Source organism: Rhizobium sp. Leaf311, assembly GCF_001423445.1.
Taxonomy (GTDB): Bacteria; Pseudomonadota; Alphaproteobacteria; order Rhizobiales; family Rhizobiaceae; genus Agrobacterium.
This window is the reverse complement of sequence record NZ_LMNZ01000004.1, coordinates 1-15321: the sequence shown is the minus strand read 5'-3', so window position 1 is coordinate 15321 and position 15321 is coordinate 1. Positions and strand designations below refer to the sequence as shown.

Genomic DNA, 15321 nt, shown 5'->3' with positions numbered 1-15321 from the left:
CGACTATTAAAGAAGGTTCCCATTGCATGAAAGTCATCGTTCCCTGCGGCGGAAGGTCCTCGCGCTACCCGGGCATGCCGCCGAAATGGTCGCTGCCATCGAACAATGGACGCCCCATGATAGCAGAGGCCGTCAGCAAGCTCGACGTCAACCATGACGATCTTATCATTACGATCCTGAAGGAACACGACGAGAAGTATGACGCCCGCGCGGGTCTGCGTGCGACATTCGGCAAGGCGGTGGAAATCGTCGTCCTGGACGAACCAACGGCAAGCCAGCCGGAGACGGTCACACGCACCCTGCAGGCCACGGGACTGTCGGAGCCCTTCCTCGTCAAGGACAGCGACAACAGCTTTGCCCTGTCGGATATTGATCGCCCATACAACTATGTCGCCTGCGAATCCTTGAATAGTTTTGACGCCATAAATCCGCGCAACAAGAGCTATATCAAGACGGACGATTCCGGGGTTATCATGGCCATCCGCGAGAAGGAGGTGATTTCCGATCTCTTCTCCGTCGGCGGTTATTTCTTTCGCAACCCCGCCCAGTATGTCGCTCTTTACGAGAAGCTGAAAGAGGAACGCGCCACATGGCAGCGCGAGCTCTACACCTCCGACATCATCGCGGGCATGATCCTTGATGGCGAACCCTTCTCCTCCTGCCGCGTCACCGATTATCAGGATTGGGGAACATTGAAGGAGTGGCGCCGGAACCTGCAGCAAAAGGGCAGCTATTTCATCCTGCTGGACGGCTTCATACTGGAAAGAGGCAATGCGCACTTTTCCCCCCGCTTTGCCGATGTGGCAGCCAACGAGGAGGCCGTCTCCGTAACGCGGGAGCTGATCGCGGAAGGACATCGTGTCGTCTTCATTTCGATTCGTCCAGAAAGCGCACGTCAGGAAACCGAACAGCAGCTGGCGGCACTTGGACTGCCATCGGGGGACATCCTGTTCGACATGCCGATTGGCCGATACAGCGTCATCAGCGCGCCACATCCCACCGTTCCCTTCACCAGCGCAAACAGTCTTGAAGTGGACCCAAGCGAACCCCGCCTGGCAATGAGGATGCGGTTCGATGATTAAATCAGGCAGGCGAGATTACGCCTCTTTCTCCTGAACATCAGACATGCTCTTGAGACCGCGCTGCAGCTCGGCTTTGTCCTGACTTGGGCAGGATAAAGCCCCAAGTCATCAATCACCTGTATCGGATGGTCACCCGTCCGCTACAGAGCGCAATTGCCGGCTCGGGGCCGGCTTCTCAAAAGACAACGCTATGACGTCCCCCTTGGACAGGGCCATTGTTGGCGCCAAGAAGGTTATGCTGCGAAAGTGGGTCACTGACCGCCGCTGAGCCAGTTTTCGCCATGTGAAGAAAATCGGAAGATGCAGCGCTGCGCGCGGACGTCACATGAGCATCGACGCCAAAACACGCCCCTCAGTTTTTTTCTGCCCTTTTGCCATGGAGGCAATCCGTCGATTGCGTCAGAGCAAGGCTGTCCAGCCGGCGGATGCCTGTAAAGGATGTTTGGTGGGGGACGGACGTCATCGGCAGTCGACGCAGCTTTATGTCTCAAAAGCAGCGGCCAATTTATCAGTAAGTCAGATTATTGTTATCCATCAAAGAGATGGAATGGCGCACCCGAAGAGATTCGAACTCCTGACCCCCAGATTCGTAGTCTGGTGCTCTATCCAGCTGAGCTACGGGTGCGTGCCGCAGAAACATGTTCCGTTGGCGTGGCGATCCTCTAAAACGTCCTCATGTTGAATGCAAGCGATTTTGCTAGAAATTTGTCATTTTCCTGCAATGAATTTTACAAACCATTGAAAATGTTGGGTTTTCCAATTTTCCGAATGACTGCGAAACCGCACGCATTGGAAAAGGCCGTTAGACCTGCTGTTTAGCGCTGGCAATAAGGCGGCGGTTAACTTCGCCTGCAGATGCGCTTACGAATCGAGATCGGCGCGGTCTGCGATCTCGATTCGAAACTGCGTGCCCAGCCCGGCCTTTTCGACGAGCGCAATCGTGCCCTTGTGCGACAGGACGAGCTCCCGTGCGATGACGAGGCCAAGCCCGGTACCGCCGGAGCGCGCCGAACCGCGGAACGCCGAGAAGAGGTTTTCTCTGGCCTTTTGCGGCATACCCGGACCGTTATCGTCAATCACGATGCTCACAACCTGGCCGTTGCGCTGCGCGGCTATCGTCAGCCGCTTGTCGGGGAAGTCCTCGTCACTTGCCTGCTGCAGCGCCTGAACGCTGTTGCGACAGAGATTGTAGAGCACGCGGAACAGCTGCTCGCTGTCCGCATCGATCCGCAAGCCGGGAGGCACGTTATCGATGAAATCGATGCCGCCAGCAGGATCGATCGCCAGGATATCCTTCACATCCTGCACCAGCTCATCCAGATCGATCATTCGTCTTTTAGGCGCGCCCTCCGTGGCCTGCCCGTAGGCCAGAACCTCGCTGGTGTAACCCACGGCCCGGTCTATGGTGCGAAGCAGCTTGGGCGCGAAACTGCGCACCATCGGATCTTCGACATCCACAAGCCTGTCCGACATGAGTTGGGCCGACGACAGGATGTTGCGCATGTCATGATTGATCTTGGATACGGCGAGTCCAAGATCGGCCAGATTCTTTTGCTGCCGAAGCGTTTTCTGCAACTGCGTCTGCATGTCTGCCAGATGCCTACCAGCCACCGCCAGCTCATCGCTTCCATCCTCCGGCCTGAACACCCGCGCGGGATCGTCCGGCTGCTCGGAAAATCCCTGCATACCCAGCGTCAGCCTTCGTATGGGCCTGATCAGAATGCGATTGATGGAGACGAAGATCAGACTTGCGGTGATCAGCGACAGCGCGACCGAAATCATCAGCACGTTTCCGGCATAGGCAATCATCGCGGCCCTGAGCTTATGCTCGCCGATGACGATTTCGATGATCATGTTGCTGTCACCGATGACGTCGAACACCCGGATGACGCGGTTGCCGCCAAACAGGAGCACGGAAAAAGCATCGCGCACGGCGGCCAGTTGCGAGACGTCGGAAAGGTCGTATTGATCGTCCACACTCGGCGGCACTTCGGTGGCGGCAAGAAGCGTGGATGTCCCATCCTTCTTCAGGGCGATGAGCTTGGCGCCGGTGGCCAGCAGCGTGTCGTTCTGGACGCTTCTGGGCAGTTCCGTCTGCAAGCCATCGATCACCACGCCGGCAGCCGCGGCCGTGTTCAGCCGGTCTCGCAGCCAGGAGAGACGCATATTCGCAACGGACGGGACGAAGATCAGCACTTCGGCGATCATCACGAAGATCACCGTCAACAGCAGCAGGCGGCCGGACAAGCCCTTCGTCAAGGCAGGCACTTCGCTCTGCGGATCCGCATCCTCGCGATCGGTCCTGTTTATGACTGTCGAAAACACCAGGCCTGTTCCTGTTGATACGTGGGCCTCTGGTTTCATATCGGCGCTGGGACAGAATTCCAAGCTATAATGAGGTCTTCGGCCAGATTTTCAAGGAGATACGAAAACTCTTGCGCCGGAACGAACGAAAACGCCGCCAGAAGCGGCGGCGTTAACGGAGGTGATCATGCCCTGGCAGGCTTAGAATTCCTGCCAGTCGTCCTTGACCTGGGCAACCGCTGCCGAGCCGTTGAAGGCCTTGGCGACGCTACCCATCATCTTGCGGGCCGGTGACGAAACGGGCGCAGAGCGCGACGTTGCGGCTGCCGGTCTGGAAGGTGCTGCCGCGTAAGACGGAGCGGCGGCAATATCGTTGCCGAGCCGGAAGCGGCCAACCAGCGCCACCAGGTTCTGCGTTTCGGCGCTGAGCTTGTGGGTAGCAGCAGACGTCTCTTCGACCATTGCGGCATTGCGTTGCGTCACCTGATCCATCTGGTTGATGGCCGTGTTGACTTCCTGCAGGCCGGTCGATTGCTCCTTTGCAGCCGTTGCAATCGAGTGGATGTGGTCGTTGATGCCGAGCACACGCTTTTCGATTTCGTCAAGGGCTTCGCCGGTGCGCTGCACCAGTGTCACACCATGGCCGACTTCCTCGCCGGATTTGGTGATCAGGGCCTTGATGTCCTTGGCGGCGTTGGCCGAACGTTGCGCCAGTTCGCGAACTTCCTGCGCAACAACCGCAAAGCCCTTGCCAGCCTCTCCGGCACGCGCCGCCTCAACGCCGGCATTCAGCGCCAGCAGGTTGGTCTGGAAAGCGATCTCATCGATGACGTTGATGATCTGGCTGATTTCGCGCGATGCCTGCTCGATACGACCCATGGCGGAAACGGCTTCGCGCACGACCTTGGCGGAATGAGCCGTCTTTTCCTTGGTATCCGAGACCATGACGCTTGCTTCCTGCGCACGGTCGGTTGAGTTGCGAACGACAGCGGTGATCTCGTCAAGCGCGGCGGAGGTTTGCTCCAGTGCTGCAGCCTGCTGCTCGGTGCGGCGAGAAAGATCATCAGCAGCAGAGCGAAGCTCGTTGGCATTGCCGCTGATGCCCTCGGTGCTTCCGCGAACCTCGGACATGGTGCCCTTGAGCTTGTAGAGCGTCTCGTTCACATTCGACTGCAGCTGTGCGAAGACGCCGTGGTAGCTGCCATTCATCGTCTGCGTCAGATCGCCATTTGCAAGCGTTGCAATCACCCGTCCTGTTTCCGTCACGCCGTTGTCGACGCTGGTCAGAAGCGAATTGATGTTGGCCGCAAAGCGGTTGAGGTTGTCGTCGCCGTAATCCTTGGTGATGCGGGCGGTAAAATCTCCGGCCGCTGCGGCGCTGACGACCTCGGCCATGCCAGCCTGCAGATCGTCGCTCTTGGCACGCATGGCGGCTTCCTGCGCATTCATCCGCCGGACTTCCAGCCCGTTGCGCTTGAACACCTGAACGGCATCCGCCATCTCGCCGATTTCATCCTTGCGGCCAAGATAGGGTACCTCTGCCTCAAGATCACCTTCCGCCACGGCATTCATGGAGCCGGACAGCTTGAGAATAGGACCGCTCAGCTCCTTGGAGGCCATATAGAGACCAAGCAGCATACCTGCAATCACACCGGCTGCGGTAACAATCACCACGACGAGGAAAATGGTATGTCCGAAGTTTTCGACATGAACCTTGAACTCGGAAAGTTGCTTGAGGTCAGCCTTCACGACGGCATCGATTTCAGCCTGATATGCCTTGCGGTTCTCACGGTTGGCTTCGTTGTTGCCTTGCGCGTTTGCATCCTGCGGGCTGACTTCGCGACCCAGGCGCGCAGTCTCGGTCCGGAATGTGCGGAATTCCTCGAAACGTTTCTCGAGATTGGCGAACTGGGCTGCCTGGTCTGCAGGAACCTGTGGCTTCCACTCTTTCAAAAGAGCATCCATATCCTTGAGGTTCTTCAACAGGCCTTCAGCAAACTTGCCAGCGGCTTCCTTGTCCTTGGCAGCGTAGATACCACGCGCCTCCATAACGACAGCGGTTACGAGCCGGTTCAGCGCCTCGCCACGGCGCGCGCGATCGGCAATCATGTCAAGCGCGACCGTCTGGTTCTGATATTCTTTGATCGCATAGATCGACAGACCACCGATCGTACATGCGACAAGGCTTAGAAGCCCCACCAGAAGGTTGATCTTTCCCCGTATTCTCAACTGCTTAGCCCCCTAAAAATGCCCTATCCCACATCAATATGAGACAATTCGAAAATAGCATTCATCCATAACTATCTTTAGCGATGCTCCCTTAATAAAGAATTTCTGCGTGTAACCCTTTTCTGTTTTCCATTTTGAAGAAACGCCATCGCCAACCAGCGTAAAGCCGGTCGAGATATGCTGTATTTTACTTTCATCAAAAATACAGAGAGACCGGTTTGGCCCTCAGCGATTGACTTTGCAGGCCCTAAGCCCTTATAAGCCCGCACGTTCGGGCATCTCACCGCTTGCGCTGAGGTCCGGACGTTAATCGAAACGCTCTTGTTCCATAAGGAACAAAGTCAAGAAGGGCCGCACCCCGCGGTATTAAATAAATGTCGAAGCGTACTTTCCAGCCATCCAAGCTTGTTCGCAAGCGTCGTCATGGTTTCCGCGCGCGCATGGCTACTGCCGGCGGTCGCAAGGTTCTGGCTGCTCGCCGCGCACGCGGTCGCGCCCGTCTTTCGGCCTGATTGGCCGTAGCCCGATGAAAGTCGTGGCAAATGACGCATGAGAAGAAAATACCCGGTCGGTTGAAAAATCGACCGGAGTTTCTTGCTGTTCAGGCAGGGGAAAAGAGACGTGGCAGCAAATTTCTTCTGGAAGTGCTGGACCGTCGCCAACCCGAAACCGCGCCGCGCGTTGGTTTTACTGTCACGAAGCGGCAGGGAAATGCGGTCGAACGCAATCGTATGCGTCGCCGCTTGAGGGAAGCCGTCAGGCTTTCAGCCGGGTTTGCAATGAAGCCCGGGCATGACTATGTGATTGTCGCCCGAAGGGACGCATTGAACACCGAATTCGCCGTACTGGAACACTTGCTCATAGAGCGGATCGAGGGACGCGCGAAATCCGGACGCCCCCGGGAGACCCGCTCCAGGAAAGAATGATGGAAAAAAACCGCAACTACTTTATCGCGATAGGCCTTTCGGTTGTCATCGTACTAGCCTGGCAGTTCCTTTACATGAACCCGCGCATCGAACAGCAGCGCCGCGCCGAAGAGGCACGTCAGGCGCAGCAGGCGACGCAGCAGAGCCAGACGGCGCAGACGCCCGCACCTGGCGCAACATCACCCGGCTCGACGGCACCCGCAGGCAGCCTTCCCGGCTCCACCAGCCAGCAGGCCGCGACCGTTTCGCGTGACGAAGCGCTTGGCAGGTCTCAGCGCGTCCAGATCGAAACGAATGCGGTTGCAGGTTCCATCAACCTCAACGGTGCACGCCTCGACGATATTCGTCTCAAGGATTACCGCGAGACCGTGGATGACTCGAGCCCGATCATCACCCTGTTCTCTCCTTCCGATACGAAGGATGGCTATTTTACCGAGCTTGGCTTCATTGCCGGTGATGCTGTGGGCACCGTTCCTGGCCCCTCCACCGTCTGGACCGCTCCTGAAGGCGCAAAGCTGACCGAGAAAACCCCGGTCACGCTGTCTTTCACCAACGAAAAGGGCATTGTTTTCAATCGTACGCTTGCGATTGACGAACATTACATGATCTCGGTCACCGACAAGATCGAGAACCCTGGCCAGGAGCCGGTGTCGTTTTCGACCTATGGCCGCATCACCCGCAACAACAAGCCCGCAACACCCGCCGTCTTCGTTATTCATGAAGGCTTTCTGGGCGTTGCCGGTACCGATGGAAGCCTGACGGAAGAGTCCTACAAGAACATCGAGGAAAAGCCTTTCTCGACACCGAAGGCAACCGGCGGCTGGCTTGGCATTACCGACAAGTACTGGGCTGCCGCCATTGTGCCGCCGCAGACCCTTCCTGTTGAAGCCCGCTACTCCCACTTCACGGATGGCCAGCCACGGTATCAGGCCGATTATCGCGGCGACGCTGTTACCGTTGCGCCCGGCCAGTCGGTTGAGCTGAAGAACCTCGTCTTTGCCGGTGCAAAGGAAGTGCCGCTGGTTGACCGTTACGAGGCTGAGTACAGCATTCCAAAATTCGATCTCCTGATCGACTGGGGCTGGTTCTACTTCATCACCAAGCCGATGTTCAAACTGATGGATTTCTTCTTCCGTTACTTTGGCAACTTCGGCGTGGCTATCCTGCTGACCACAATCGTCGTCAAGCTGCTGTTCTTCCCGCTGGCCAGCAAGCAATATGCGTCCATGGCCAACATGAAGCGCGTTCAGCCGAAGATGGAAGAGCTGAAAGCCAAGCATGGCGATGACCGCATGGCCATGCAGCAGGCAATGATGGCGCTCTACAAGGAAGAGAAGATCAATCCGGTTGCCGGCTGCTGGCCGATGTTGCTGCAGATTCCGGTCTTCTTCGCGCTCTACAAGGTCATCTACGTCACCATCGAAATGCGCCACGCGCCGTTCTTTGGCTGGATTCACGACCTGTCTGCGCCGGATCCAACGTCTCTGTTCAATCTGTTCGGGCTTCTGCCCTATGACGTCCCGCACGCATTGATGATCGGCGTCTGGCCAATCATCATGGGCATCACCATGTTCATGCAGATGCGTATGAACCCGACGCCTCCAGATCCGACACAGGCGCTTATCTTCACCTGGATGCCGCTCGTCTTCACCTTTATGCTGGCGTCCTTCCCCGCAGGTCTCGTCATCTACTGGGCATGGAACAACACGTTGTCCATCACGCAGCAGGCTCTCATCATGAAGCGCCACGGTGCCAAGATCGAGCTGTTTGACAATCTCAAGGGCTTGTTCAAGCGAAAGCCGGTGGAAACCAAATGACCAGCGATATCAAAGGCGGCGAACCGGCAACGGAAAAGCCGCTCTTCGGAAGGCCCTGGATCTTCATTCGCGGTGTTCCCGCCATGAAGTTCCTGCCGCCTGAAGGTCCGCCCGAGATCGCCTTTGCCGGACGCTCGAATGTCGGCAAATCCTCGCTCATCAACGCGCTCGTCGGCCATCGCGGGCTGGCGCGCACGTCGAACACGCCGGGCCGTACCCAGGAGTTGAATTACTTCGTTCCCGAGGGCTACTCCGGCGAGGCGGGCGATCTTCCGCCGATGGCACTTGTCGATATGCCGGGCTATGGTTACGCGCAGGCGCCCAAGGATCAGGTCGATGCCTGGACCAAGCTGGTATTCGATTATCTTCGCGGTCGCGCCACGCTCAAGCGCGTCTATGTGCTGATCGACTCCCGCCATGGCATCAAGAAGAATGACGAAGACGTCCTGTCGCTATTGGACAAGGCGGCCGTCTCCTACCAGATCATTTTGACCAAGACGGACAAGATCAAGGAAGCGGGCGTCCCGCGCCTCGTCAACGAAACGCTTGAGAAAATTCGCAAGCGTCCAGCTGCCTATCCCGAGGTTCTGGCGACGTCATCCGAAAAATCCGCAGGGCTCGATCTGGTGCGTGCGGAAATCTGCAAGACGGTAGGTATCAGCTGATTGTTGCGAGGTGGCTCACGCCGCCTCGCTTTGCATCCGGCCCTAAACAGTCTGTCCCGGCCTTGCACATCCCGCTTTCAGTAAGCAGAAAAGAGCAGGACAGCTGCCCATAGCAGCGCCGCCGAAGTCGTCAGGCGCCAGAAGCGCACCGAATTCCATAAAGCCGAAACAATGGCGAACCGCCCGTAGATACTGCGATGCAGCCGGTCATTGGATCGACGCAGGGCATGGTCCATGGATGCATCGACATAGGACGAAAATGTCCGTTGGTCGCTTCGGTTTCCATCAGCGAGGTTTTCCTGCCAGCGGCGAACCATGGCCGCGAACTGGCGATCGGTCTTTACCCGCTTGGCAAGTTCGGCGCTGGCATCGGGGCTCAACGCTCCGAGCACATATTCGCCCGCAAGCACCTCGTCTTTCAAACCGCTTCGCTTTTCCCGATCCGGCAAGGTCATTCGTCCCTAAACTCCTGGCATTGTGCGCCATCGCCTCCAAAACGATCTGCCAGCCCAACGGGACGACGCGCGCACTCCCGCAGACAAAGCTGGTCCGATTGCGCCCATATGTCAATCCGACAGGGCGGGTCTGCGCGATCACGTTTGAAATTTCTGCGCGTGATGGATCCCTAGCTTGTTTCATCTGTCAAAAACTTGGGTTAAAAGCGCGGCAATCAATGACGAGGTTATTTCCCATGGCGACTTCCGAAAGCGAAATGCAGGCCCGGCTTCTGGCGCAAGCCCTGCCTTTCATGCAGAAATATGAAAACAAGACCATCGTCGTGAAATATGGCGGCCACGCCATGGGAGACAGTAGCCTCGGCAAGGCTTTCGCAGAAGACATCGCCCTGCTCAAGCAATCCGGTATCAACCCCATCGTCGTCCATGGCGGCGGCCCGCAGATCGGTGCCATGCTGGGCAAGATGGGCATCGAGTCCAAATTCGAAGGCGGTCTTCGTGTCACCGATGCCAAGACCGTCGAGATTGTCGAGATGGTTCTGGCCGGTTCGATCAACAAGGAGATCGTCGCCCTCATCAACCAGACGGGCGAATGGGCCATCGGCCTGTGCGGCAAGGACGGCAACATGGTCTTTGCCGAAAAGGCAAAGAAGACCGTCATCGATCCCGACAGCAATATCGAGCGCGTTCTCGATCTGGGCTTCGTCGGCGAAGTGGTAGAAGTCGACCGGACCCTGCTCGATCTGTTGGCCAAATCCGAAATGATCCCGGTCATCGCACCGGTCGCCCCCGGTCGTGACGGCGCGACCTACAACATCAATGCCGACACCTTTGCCGGTGCCATCGCCGGCGCGCTCCATGCCAGCCGCCTGCTGTTCCTGACCGATGTTGAGGGCGTTCTCGACAAGAACAAAGAACTGATCAAGGAATTGACGGTGTCGCAGGCCCGCGCCCTGATCAAGGACGGCACGATTTCCGGCGGCATGATCCCCAAGGTCGAGACCTGCATCGACGCCATCAAGGCGGGTGTTCAGGGCGTTGTCATCCTCAACGGCAAGACGCCGCATTCGGTTCTTCTGGAAATCTTCACCGAAGGCGCAGGCACGCTCATCGTTCCCTGATCGCTGAGGTCAGCCTGTTTTTTGCACCCGGCCTTGCTCGTCCGGGTGCACCTACCAGAACAGCAGCCCCAGAATGCCGCTGACAATCAGCAGACAGCCCGCCAGCTCCATGGGATTGGTCTTTTCGCGGAACAGAAACCATGACGCGATGAAGGTGAAGATCAACTCGATCTGCCCAAGCGCACGCACATAGGCCACCTGCTGCAGCGTCATGGCCGTGAACCAGCAGGCGGAACCCAGAATTCCCGCGATGCCCACCAGCGACGACGAGCGCCAGGTGACGAGCACCTGCACGATTTCCCGCTTGTCCTTCCACGCCATCCACACCAGCATGAAGACGGTTTGAAAACTGGTGACACATGCCAGCGTGACCGCCGCCGACATGATGGGACCCGTGCCATCAAGCGCCAGCGACGCGCTTCGATAGGCCACCGCCGATATGCCGAAGATGCCGCCGGATGCGATACCGATAAGGGCGGTGCGGCTGGTCATGGCGGCGACCATGTTGCGCCATGACAAGGGCATCCGCGCCATGGAGATCATCATCACACCGGCAACGCCGACCAATATGGCGATCACCGCGCCCGACGTCAGCTTTTCGCCGAGAATGAGGAAGCCGAAGAGTGCGGCCTGAACCGGCTCTGTCTTCGAGTAGGCGGTGCCGACCGCAAAATTGCGCAGCGAAAACAGGTGGACGAGCAGCATGGTCGCAAAAATCTGCGCCAGACCGCCTACCACCGCCCAGATGAAGAAGGCGCCGCTGAAGTCGGGCAAGCCCTGCCCTGCGCCAAGATGCAGAAACAGCACGTAGAGAATGGCGATCGGAAATCCGTAGCCGAAGCGTACGAAGCTTGCGCCACGCGTCCCGAGCGATCCCTGCAGATGTTTTTGCAAGGCAGATCGCAGGTTCTGCATGAAGGCAGCGGCGATGGTGATGGGGATCCAGAGTTCCATGTCCATGGGGTACCATGCCGCGGCCCTGCCGCCCAAGGCCGGAAAAGGAAAAGACAGTCGCCTTTTCGATTTTCTTTACGCTGACAAAAGGGCATAACAGCAACATGAAAATGATACCGCAGACTGCACCGACGCCGGACGATTTCTCCCATGTGACCGAATGGGTCTTCGATCTCGACAATACGCTTTACCCGCATGAGGTGAACCTGTTCTCGCAGATCGACAGGAACATGACCGCCTATGTCGCGGAACTCCTGCAACTGGAGCCGGACGAGGCGCGCGCCTTGCAGAAGCGCTATTACCACGAGCACGGAACCACGCTTCAGGGGCTGATGATCCACTACGGCATCGACCCCAATGCCTTTCTGGAACGCGCCCACGCCATCGACTACTCGATGCTGTCGCCCAACCCCGAACTGGGAGAAGCGATCAAGGCCCTGCCCGGCCGCAAGTTCATTCTGACCAATGGAAGCGTGCCGCATGCGCAGGCCGCCGCCGGTGCTCTGGGTATTCTGGACCATTTCGAGGATATTTTCGACATCGTCGCGGCTGACTTCCTGCCTAAGCCTGCCAGCGCGACCTACGAGAAATTTGCGGCACTGGCCAAGCTGGATACGAAGCAGGCGGCCATGTTTGAAGACCTGCCCCGCAACCTCGCCGCACCGAAGGCGCTGGGCATGAAGACCGTACTTCTGGTGCCGCGCAATCTCGAAGGCATCGTCATGGAAAGGTGGGAAATTCCTGCCGAGACGGACGAGCATATCGACTTCATCACCGACGACCTCACGGCCTTCCTGCAGGGTGTGACCACGACCGCGAAGTGATCGACGTTACCGATTTGTCATCCACATTACTGATCTTTAAGTGGTGGAAAGACAGGCGGGCCGCTACCTTTTCAATCAGGGACATATTTGAAAGGTATCGACAATGACGACACGAAAAATCGCCCTTACGGCTCTTGGCGCGGCCCTGTTGCTGGCAACCACAGCCCCGATGACGATGGCCGCCCCGCGCGGCGGTCCAGACCGGGATGGCCCGCACATGCGTCCCGAAGCGGCTTTCGTCTACCTGCTGAAGGTTGCCGACACCAACAAGGATGGCAAGATCACCAAGGAAGAGTTCGCGGCACGCCAGGACGCGCTGTTTACGGACATCGACCAGAGCAAGGACGGATCCATCACGCCCAAGGAAATGCGCGATTATCGCCGGGCGAAAATGGAAGAGTTCCGCGCCGCCAACCCACGGCCAGAACGGGCGGATGCCAAGGGCCCTGAGGGCAAGGGTGGTCCTGAACACGCGGAACGCGACGGCAAACGCCATGAAGGCCGCAAGCACGAAGCCAGAATGGAAGGCGGAAAGGGTCGCCACGGCGGCAGATTTGGCGGCATGTTCGCCATGGCCGACACCGACGGCAACGGCCAGATCAGCAAGGCTGAGTTCACCGCCGCCGGAGAAAAGATGTTCGCCCGGATGGACACGAACAAGGATGGCGCCATCAATATTGACGACATGCCTGCCCGTCCATTCCTGTAATCGCATCTGAGCGATGAGCAAAGCTGAAGCCCGCCTGCCATGGCGGGCTTTTTTGGTGCGCAAACAGTATTTGCGAGCGCCATGCGACGGTGCTAGATTTGCACGATCCGGCGGCGAATGACACCCTTGTGGTCCCAGTTACCTAGCCGGACGCCCCGCACTGCATCTTCACATTTCGACAGGACCGTTCCGTGAGCATCGCCACACTTCTCGCCTATGCTGCCGCCCTTTTCATCGCAGCCGCCATTCCCGGCCCGGGCATGACGGCGATCGTCGCACGCGCGCTGGGATCCGGCTTTCGGGAAACTTTTTTCATGGGGCTCGGCCTCGTGCTGGGCGACATGGTCTACCTCACGGCTGTCATCCTTGGCCTTGCCTTCGTGGCACAGACGTTTCAGGAAGCCTTCATGGTGCTGAAATTTGCCGGCGCCGCCTATCTTCTCTACATCGCCTGGAAGCTGTGGACGGCAGGGCTTCTGCCGCAGGACCTGCAGGCCAGAAAAAGCACTAGCATGACCATGTCCTTCCTTTCCGGCCTGTTCATCACGCTCGGAAACCCCAAGACGATGCTGTTTTATGTGGCGCTGGTTCCCACGCTGATTGACATTCGCACAATCGGCACCACGCAATATGTAATGCTGCTGGCGGTGACATTTGCGGTGCTGATGGCGGTTCTGCTGCCCTACATTCTGCTCGCCTCCAAGGCCCGGCTGCTTCTGAAGCGCCCGTCGGCGCTGACCATTCTCAACCGGACGGCAGCCGGAATTCTGGCAGCCACCGCAGCAATGATTGCGACGCGGACAAGCTGAGGTCATTCTTTCGGGGTTTGGCCCTGAAATGAGAACGACATACTCCGATGCCGGGAATTTACGCATGTCGATCCTCTGGCATCGGCGCGCCATTCCTCCTATTCTGCAAAAAACCTTGCATTTGCACCATGGGAGCACGTGATGTCTGAAGCCAGAAAACCCGGACGCGGGCGGATTTATTCCTCGATCACCGAGACAATCGGCGACACGCCGCTGGTGCGCCTCGACAAGCTGGCGAAGGAGCATAACGTCAAGGCGACAATCCTGGCCAAGCTGGAGTTCTTCAACCCGATTGCGTCTGTCAAGGACCGTATCGGCGTTGCCATGATCGAGGCGCTGGAAGCGCAGGGCAGGATAACGCCCGGCACCACAACGCTGGTTGAACCGACCTCCGGCAACACCGGCATCGCGCTTGCCTTTGCGGCTGCCGCCAAGGGCTACAAGCTGATCCTGACCATGCCTGAGACCATGTCGATCGAGCGTCGCAAGATGCTGGCACTTCTGGGCGCCGAGCTGGTGCTGACCGAGGGCCCGAAGGGCATGAAGGGCGCCATTGCCAAGGCGCATGAGCTGGCGGAAACCATTCCAAATGCCGTCATTCCGCAGCAGTTCGAGAACCCTGCCAACCCCGAAATTCACCGCAAGACAACGGCGGAGGAAATCTGGAACGACACGCAGGGCAATATCGATATCTTCGTCTCAGGGATTGGCACCGGCGGCACGATTACCGGTACCGGCCAGGTGCTGAAGTCGCGCAAGCCGGACCTCAAGGTGGTGGCTGTCGAGCCCGCCGACAGCCCGGTTCTCTCCGGCGGAAATCCCGGCCCGCACAAGATACAGGGCATCGGGGCAGGCTTTGCACCCGCCGTTCTGGACACGCAGATCTATGACGAAATCGTCGCCATTACCAATGACGAAGCGTTTGAAACTGCCCGCGAAGTTGCCCGGCTGGAAGGCGTTCCGGTCGGCATATCCTCAGGTGCTGCCCTATCGGCCGCACTCAAGGTCGGCGCGCGGGAAGAAAATGCCGGAAAGACTGTTGTCGTCATCATCCCGTCCTTTGCTGAACGCTATTTGTCCACGGCGCTCTTCGAGGGTCTGGGTCTCTAAAGGCTGCCAGTTCCGGCCTGACAGGGGTTTGCTCCGGGCATGGTGCAGACCCCTCGCCTGAAAAGGCGTGACTTGTCTGGCATGTCCACACCGTTTCCGTTTTCGCGCCGGGAGCCGGCATCTGGATGCGACCGTCGCAAGGGCATCCGTCATCTTGTTCGTGCTGTCAAAAAACCCGGCGACCTCTATTCCAAGCTTCGCCGTTCACGCGGCAGAGGCTGCCCGTGGGATGCTGCATTCTCTGGCCCCATCGCCATTTGCGGCCATGGGTATGTCGGACGGGGCGCTGCAAGCTGCCTCGTTGGGTAGTCTATAA

Annotated in this window: 14 protein-coding genes and 1 tRNA gene; 10 read left to right on the top strand and 5 right to left on the bottom strand. The window is 58.2% G+C overall.

Translation table 11 applies throughout. The features are described from left to right. Nucleotides 1-26 precede the first annotated feature (26 nt). A complete protein-coding gene (locus ASF69_RS05870) occupies nt 27-1082 on the top strand; it encodes a hypothetical protein (protein WP_062586305.1) in 1056 nt (351 codons plus the stop codon). A 548-nt stretch (nt 1083-1630) separates the two neighbouring features. On the opposite strand, the gene ASF69_RS05865 is transcribed toward ASF69_RS05870, so the two are convergent. The 3 genes from ASF69_RS05865 to ASF69_RS05855 all read right to left on the bottom strand — a co-directional run bounded on the left by ASF69_RS05865 (nt 1631) and on the right by ASF69_RS05855 (nt 5615). Further along, nucleotides 1631-1707: transfer RNA gene (locus tag ASF69_RS05865), tRNA-Arg, on the bottom strand. A gap of 236 nt (nt 1708-1943) precedes the next feature. Next, entirely contained in the window at nt 1944-3290 is a 1347-nt protein-coding gene (locus ASF69_RS05860) for a HAMP domain-containing sensor histidine kinase (protein WP_244475436.1), read from the bottom strand. A gap of 297 nt (nt 3291-3587) precedes the next feature. Continuing rightward, complete coding sequence (locus ASF69_RS05855; protein ID WP_062586303.1) at nt 3588-5615, bottom strand: methyl-accepting chemotaxis protein; 2028 nt, start codon at nt 5613-5615, stop codon at nt 3588-3590. A gap of 374 nt (nt 5616-5989) precedes the next feature. Between ASF69_RS05855 and rpmH the strand changes: the two genes are divergently transcribed. The 4 genes from rpmH to yihA are packed head-to-tail and all read left to right on the top strand — an operon-like array spanning nt 5990 to nt 9023. Next, a complete protein-coding gene (gene rpmH, locus ASF69_RS05850) occupies nt 5990-6127 on the top strand; it encodes a 50S ribosomal protein L34 (RefSeq protein ID WP_010972613.1) in 138 nt (45 codons plus the stop codon). Nucleotides 6128-6157: 30 nt separating this feature from the next. Continuing rightward, nucleotides 6158-6541, top strand: coding sequence for a ribonuclease P protein component (gene rnpA, locus ASF69_RS05845; RefSeq protein ID WP_062586301.1), 384 nt, complete (start codon nt 6158-6160; stop codon nt 6539-6541). Further along, nucleotides 6541-8358, top strand: a complete 1818-nt coding sequence (gene yidC, locus ASF69_RS05840; RefSeq protein ID WP_062586299.1) for a membrane protein insertase YidC — start codon at nt 6541-6543, stop codon at nt 8356-8358. The genes rnpA and yidC overlap by 1 nt, the downstream gene beginning before the upstream one ends. Beyond that, nucleotides 8355-9023, top strand: a complete 669-nt coding sequence (gene yihA / locus ASF69_RS05835; RefSeq protein WP_062586296.1) for a ribosome biogenesis GTP-binding protein YihA/YsxC — start codon at nt 8355-8357, stop codon at nt 9021-9023. Before yidC ends, yihA begins: the two co-directional genes overlap by 4 nt. Before the next feature lie 77 nt (nt 9024-9100). Here yihA and ASF69_RS05830 read toward each other — a convergent pair whose 3' ends face one another. Then, a complete protein-coding gene (locus ASF69_RS05830; RefSeq protein ID WP_062586295.1) occupies nt 9101-9478 on the bottom strand; it encodes a hypothetical protein in 378 nt (125 codons plus the stop codon). A 236-nt stretch (nt 9479-9714) separates the two neighbouring features. On the opposite strand from ASF69_RS05830, the gene argB reads away from it, so the two are divergent. Next, nucleotides 9715-10599: an acetylglutamate kinase gene (gene argB / locus ASF69_RS05825; protein WP_062586293.1), complete on the top strand. Its 885-nt coding sequence runs from the start codon at nt 9715-9717 to the stop codon at nt 10597-10599. A gap of 51 nt (nt 10600-10650) precedes the next feature. Here the strand turns inward: argB and ASF69_RS05820 are convergent, their stop codons facing one another. Beyond that, nucleotides 10651-11553: a DMT family transporter gene (locus ASF69_RS05820; protein WP_062587170.1), complete on the bottom strand. Its 903-nt coding sequence runs from the start codon at nt 11551-11553 to the stop codon at nt 10651-10653. Nucleotides 11554-11657: 104 nt separating this feature from the next. Between ASF69_RS05820 and ASF69_RS05815 the strand changes: the two genes are divergently transcribed. The 4 genes from ASF69_RS05815 (at nt 11658) to cysK (ending at nt 15005) form a co-directional block, all read left to right on the top strand. Beyond that, nucleotides 11658-12377 (top strand): pyrimidine 5'-nucleotidase, encoded by a 720-nt coding sequence (locus ASF69_RS05815; RefSeq protein WP_062587169.1) that lies wholly within the window; start codon nt 11658-11660, stop codon nt 12375-12377. Nucleotides 12378-12480: 103 nt separating this feature from the next. After that, entirely contained in the window at nt 12481-13086 is a 606-nt protein-coding gene (locus ASF69_RS05810) for an EF-hand domain-containing protein (protein ID WP_062586290.1), read from the top strand. Between the two features lie 191 nt (nt 13087-13277). After that, nucleotides 13278-13895: a LysE family translocator gene (locus tag ASF69_RS05805; protein WP_062586288.1), complete on the top strand. Its 618-nt coding sequence runs from the start codon at nt 13278-13280 to the stop codon at nt 13893-13895. 141 nt (nt 13896-14036) lie between these two features. Further along, the gene (gene cysK, locus ASF69_RS05800) at nt 14037-15005 is read left to right on the top strand and encodes a cysteine synthase A (protein WP_062586286.1); all 969 of its coding nucleotides are present in this window, start codon (nt 14037-14039) and stop codon (nt 15003-15005) included. Nucleotides 15006-15321 lie beyond the last annotated feature (316 nt).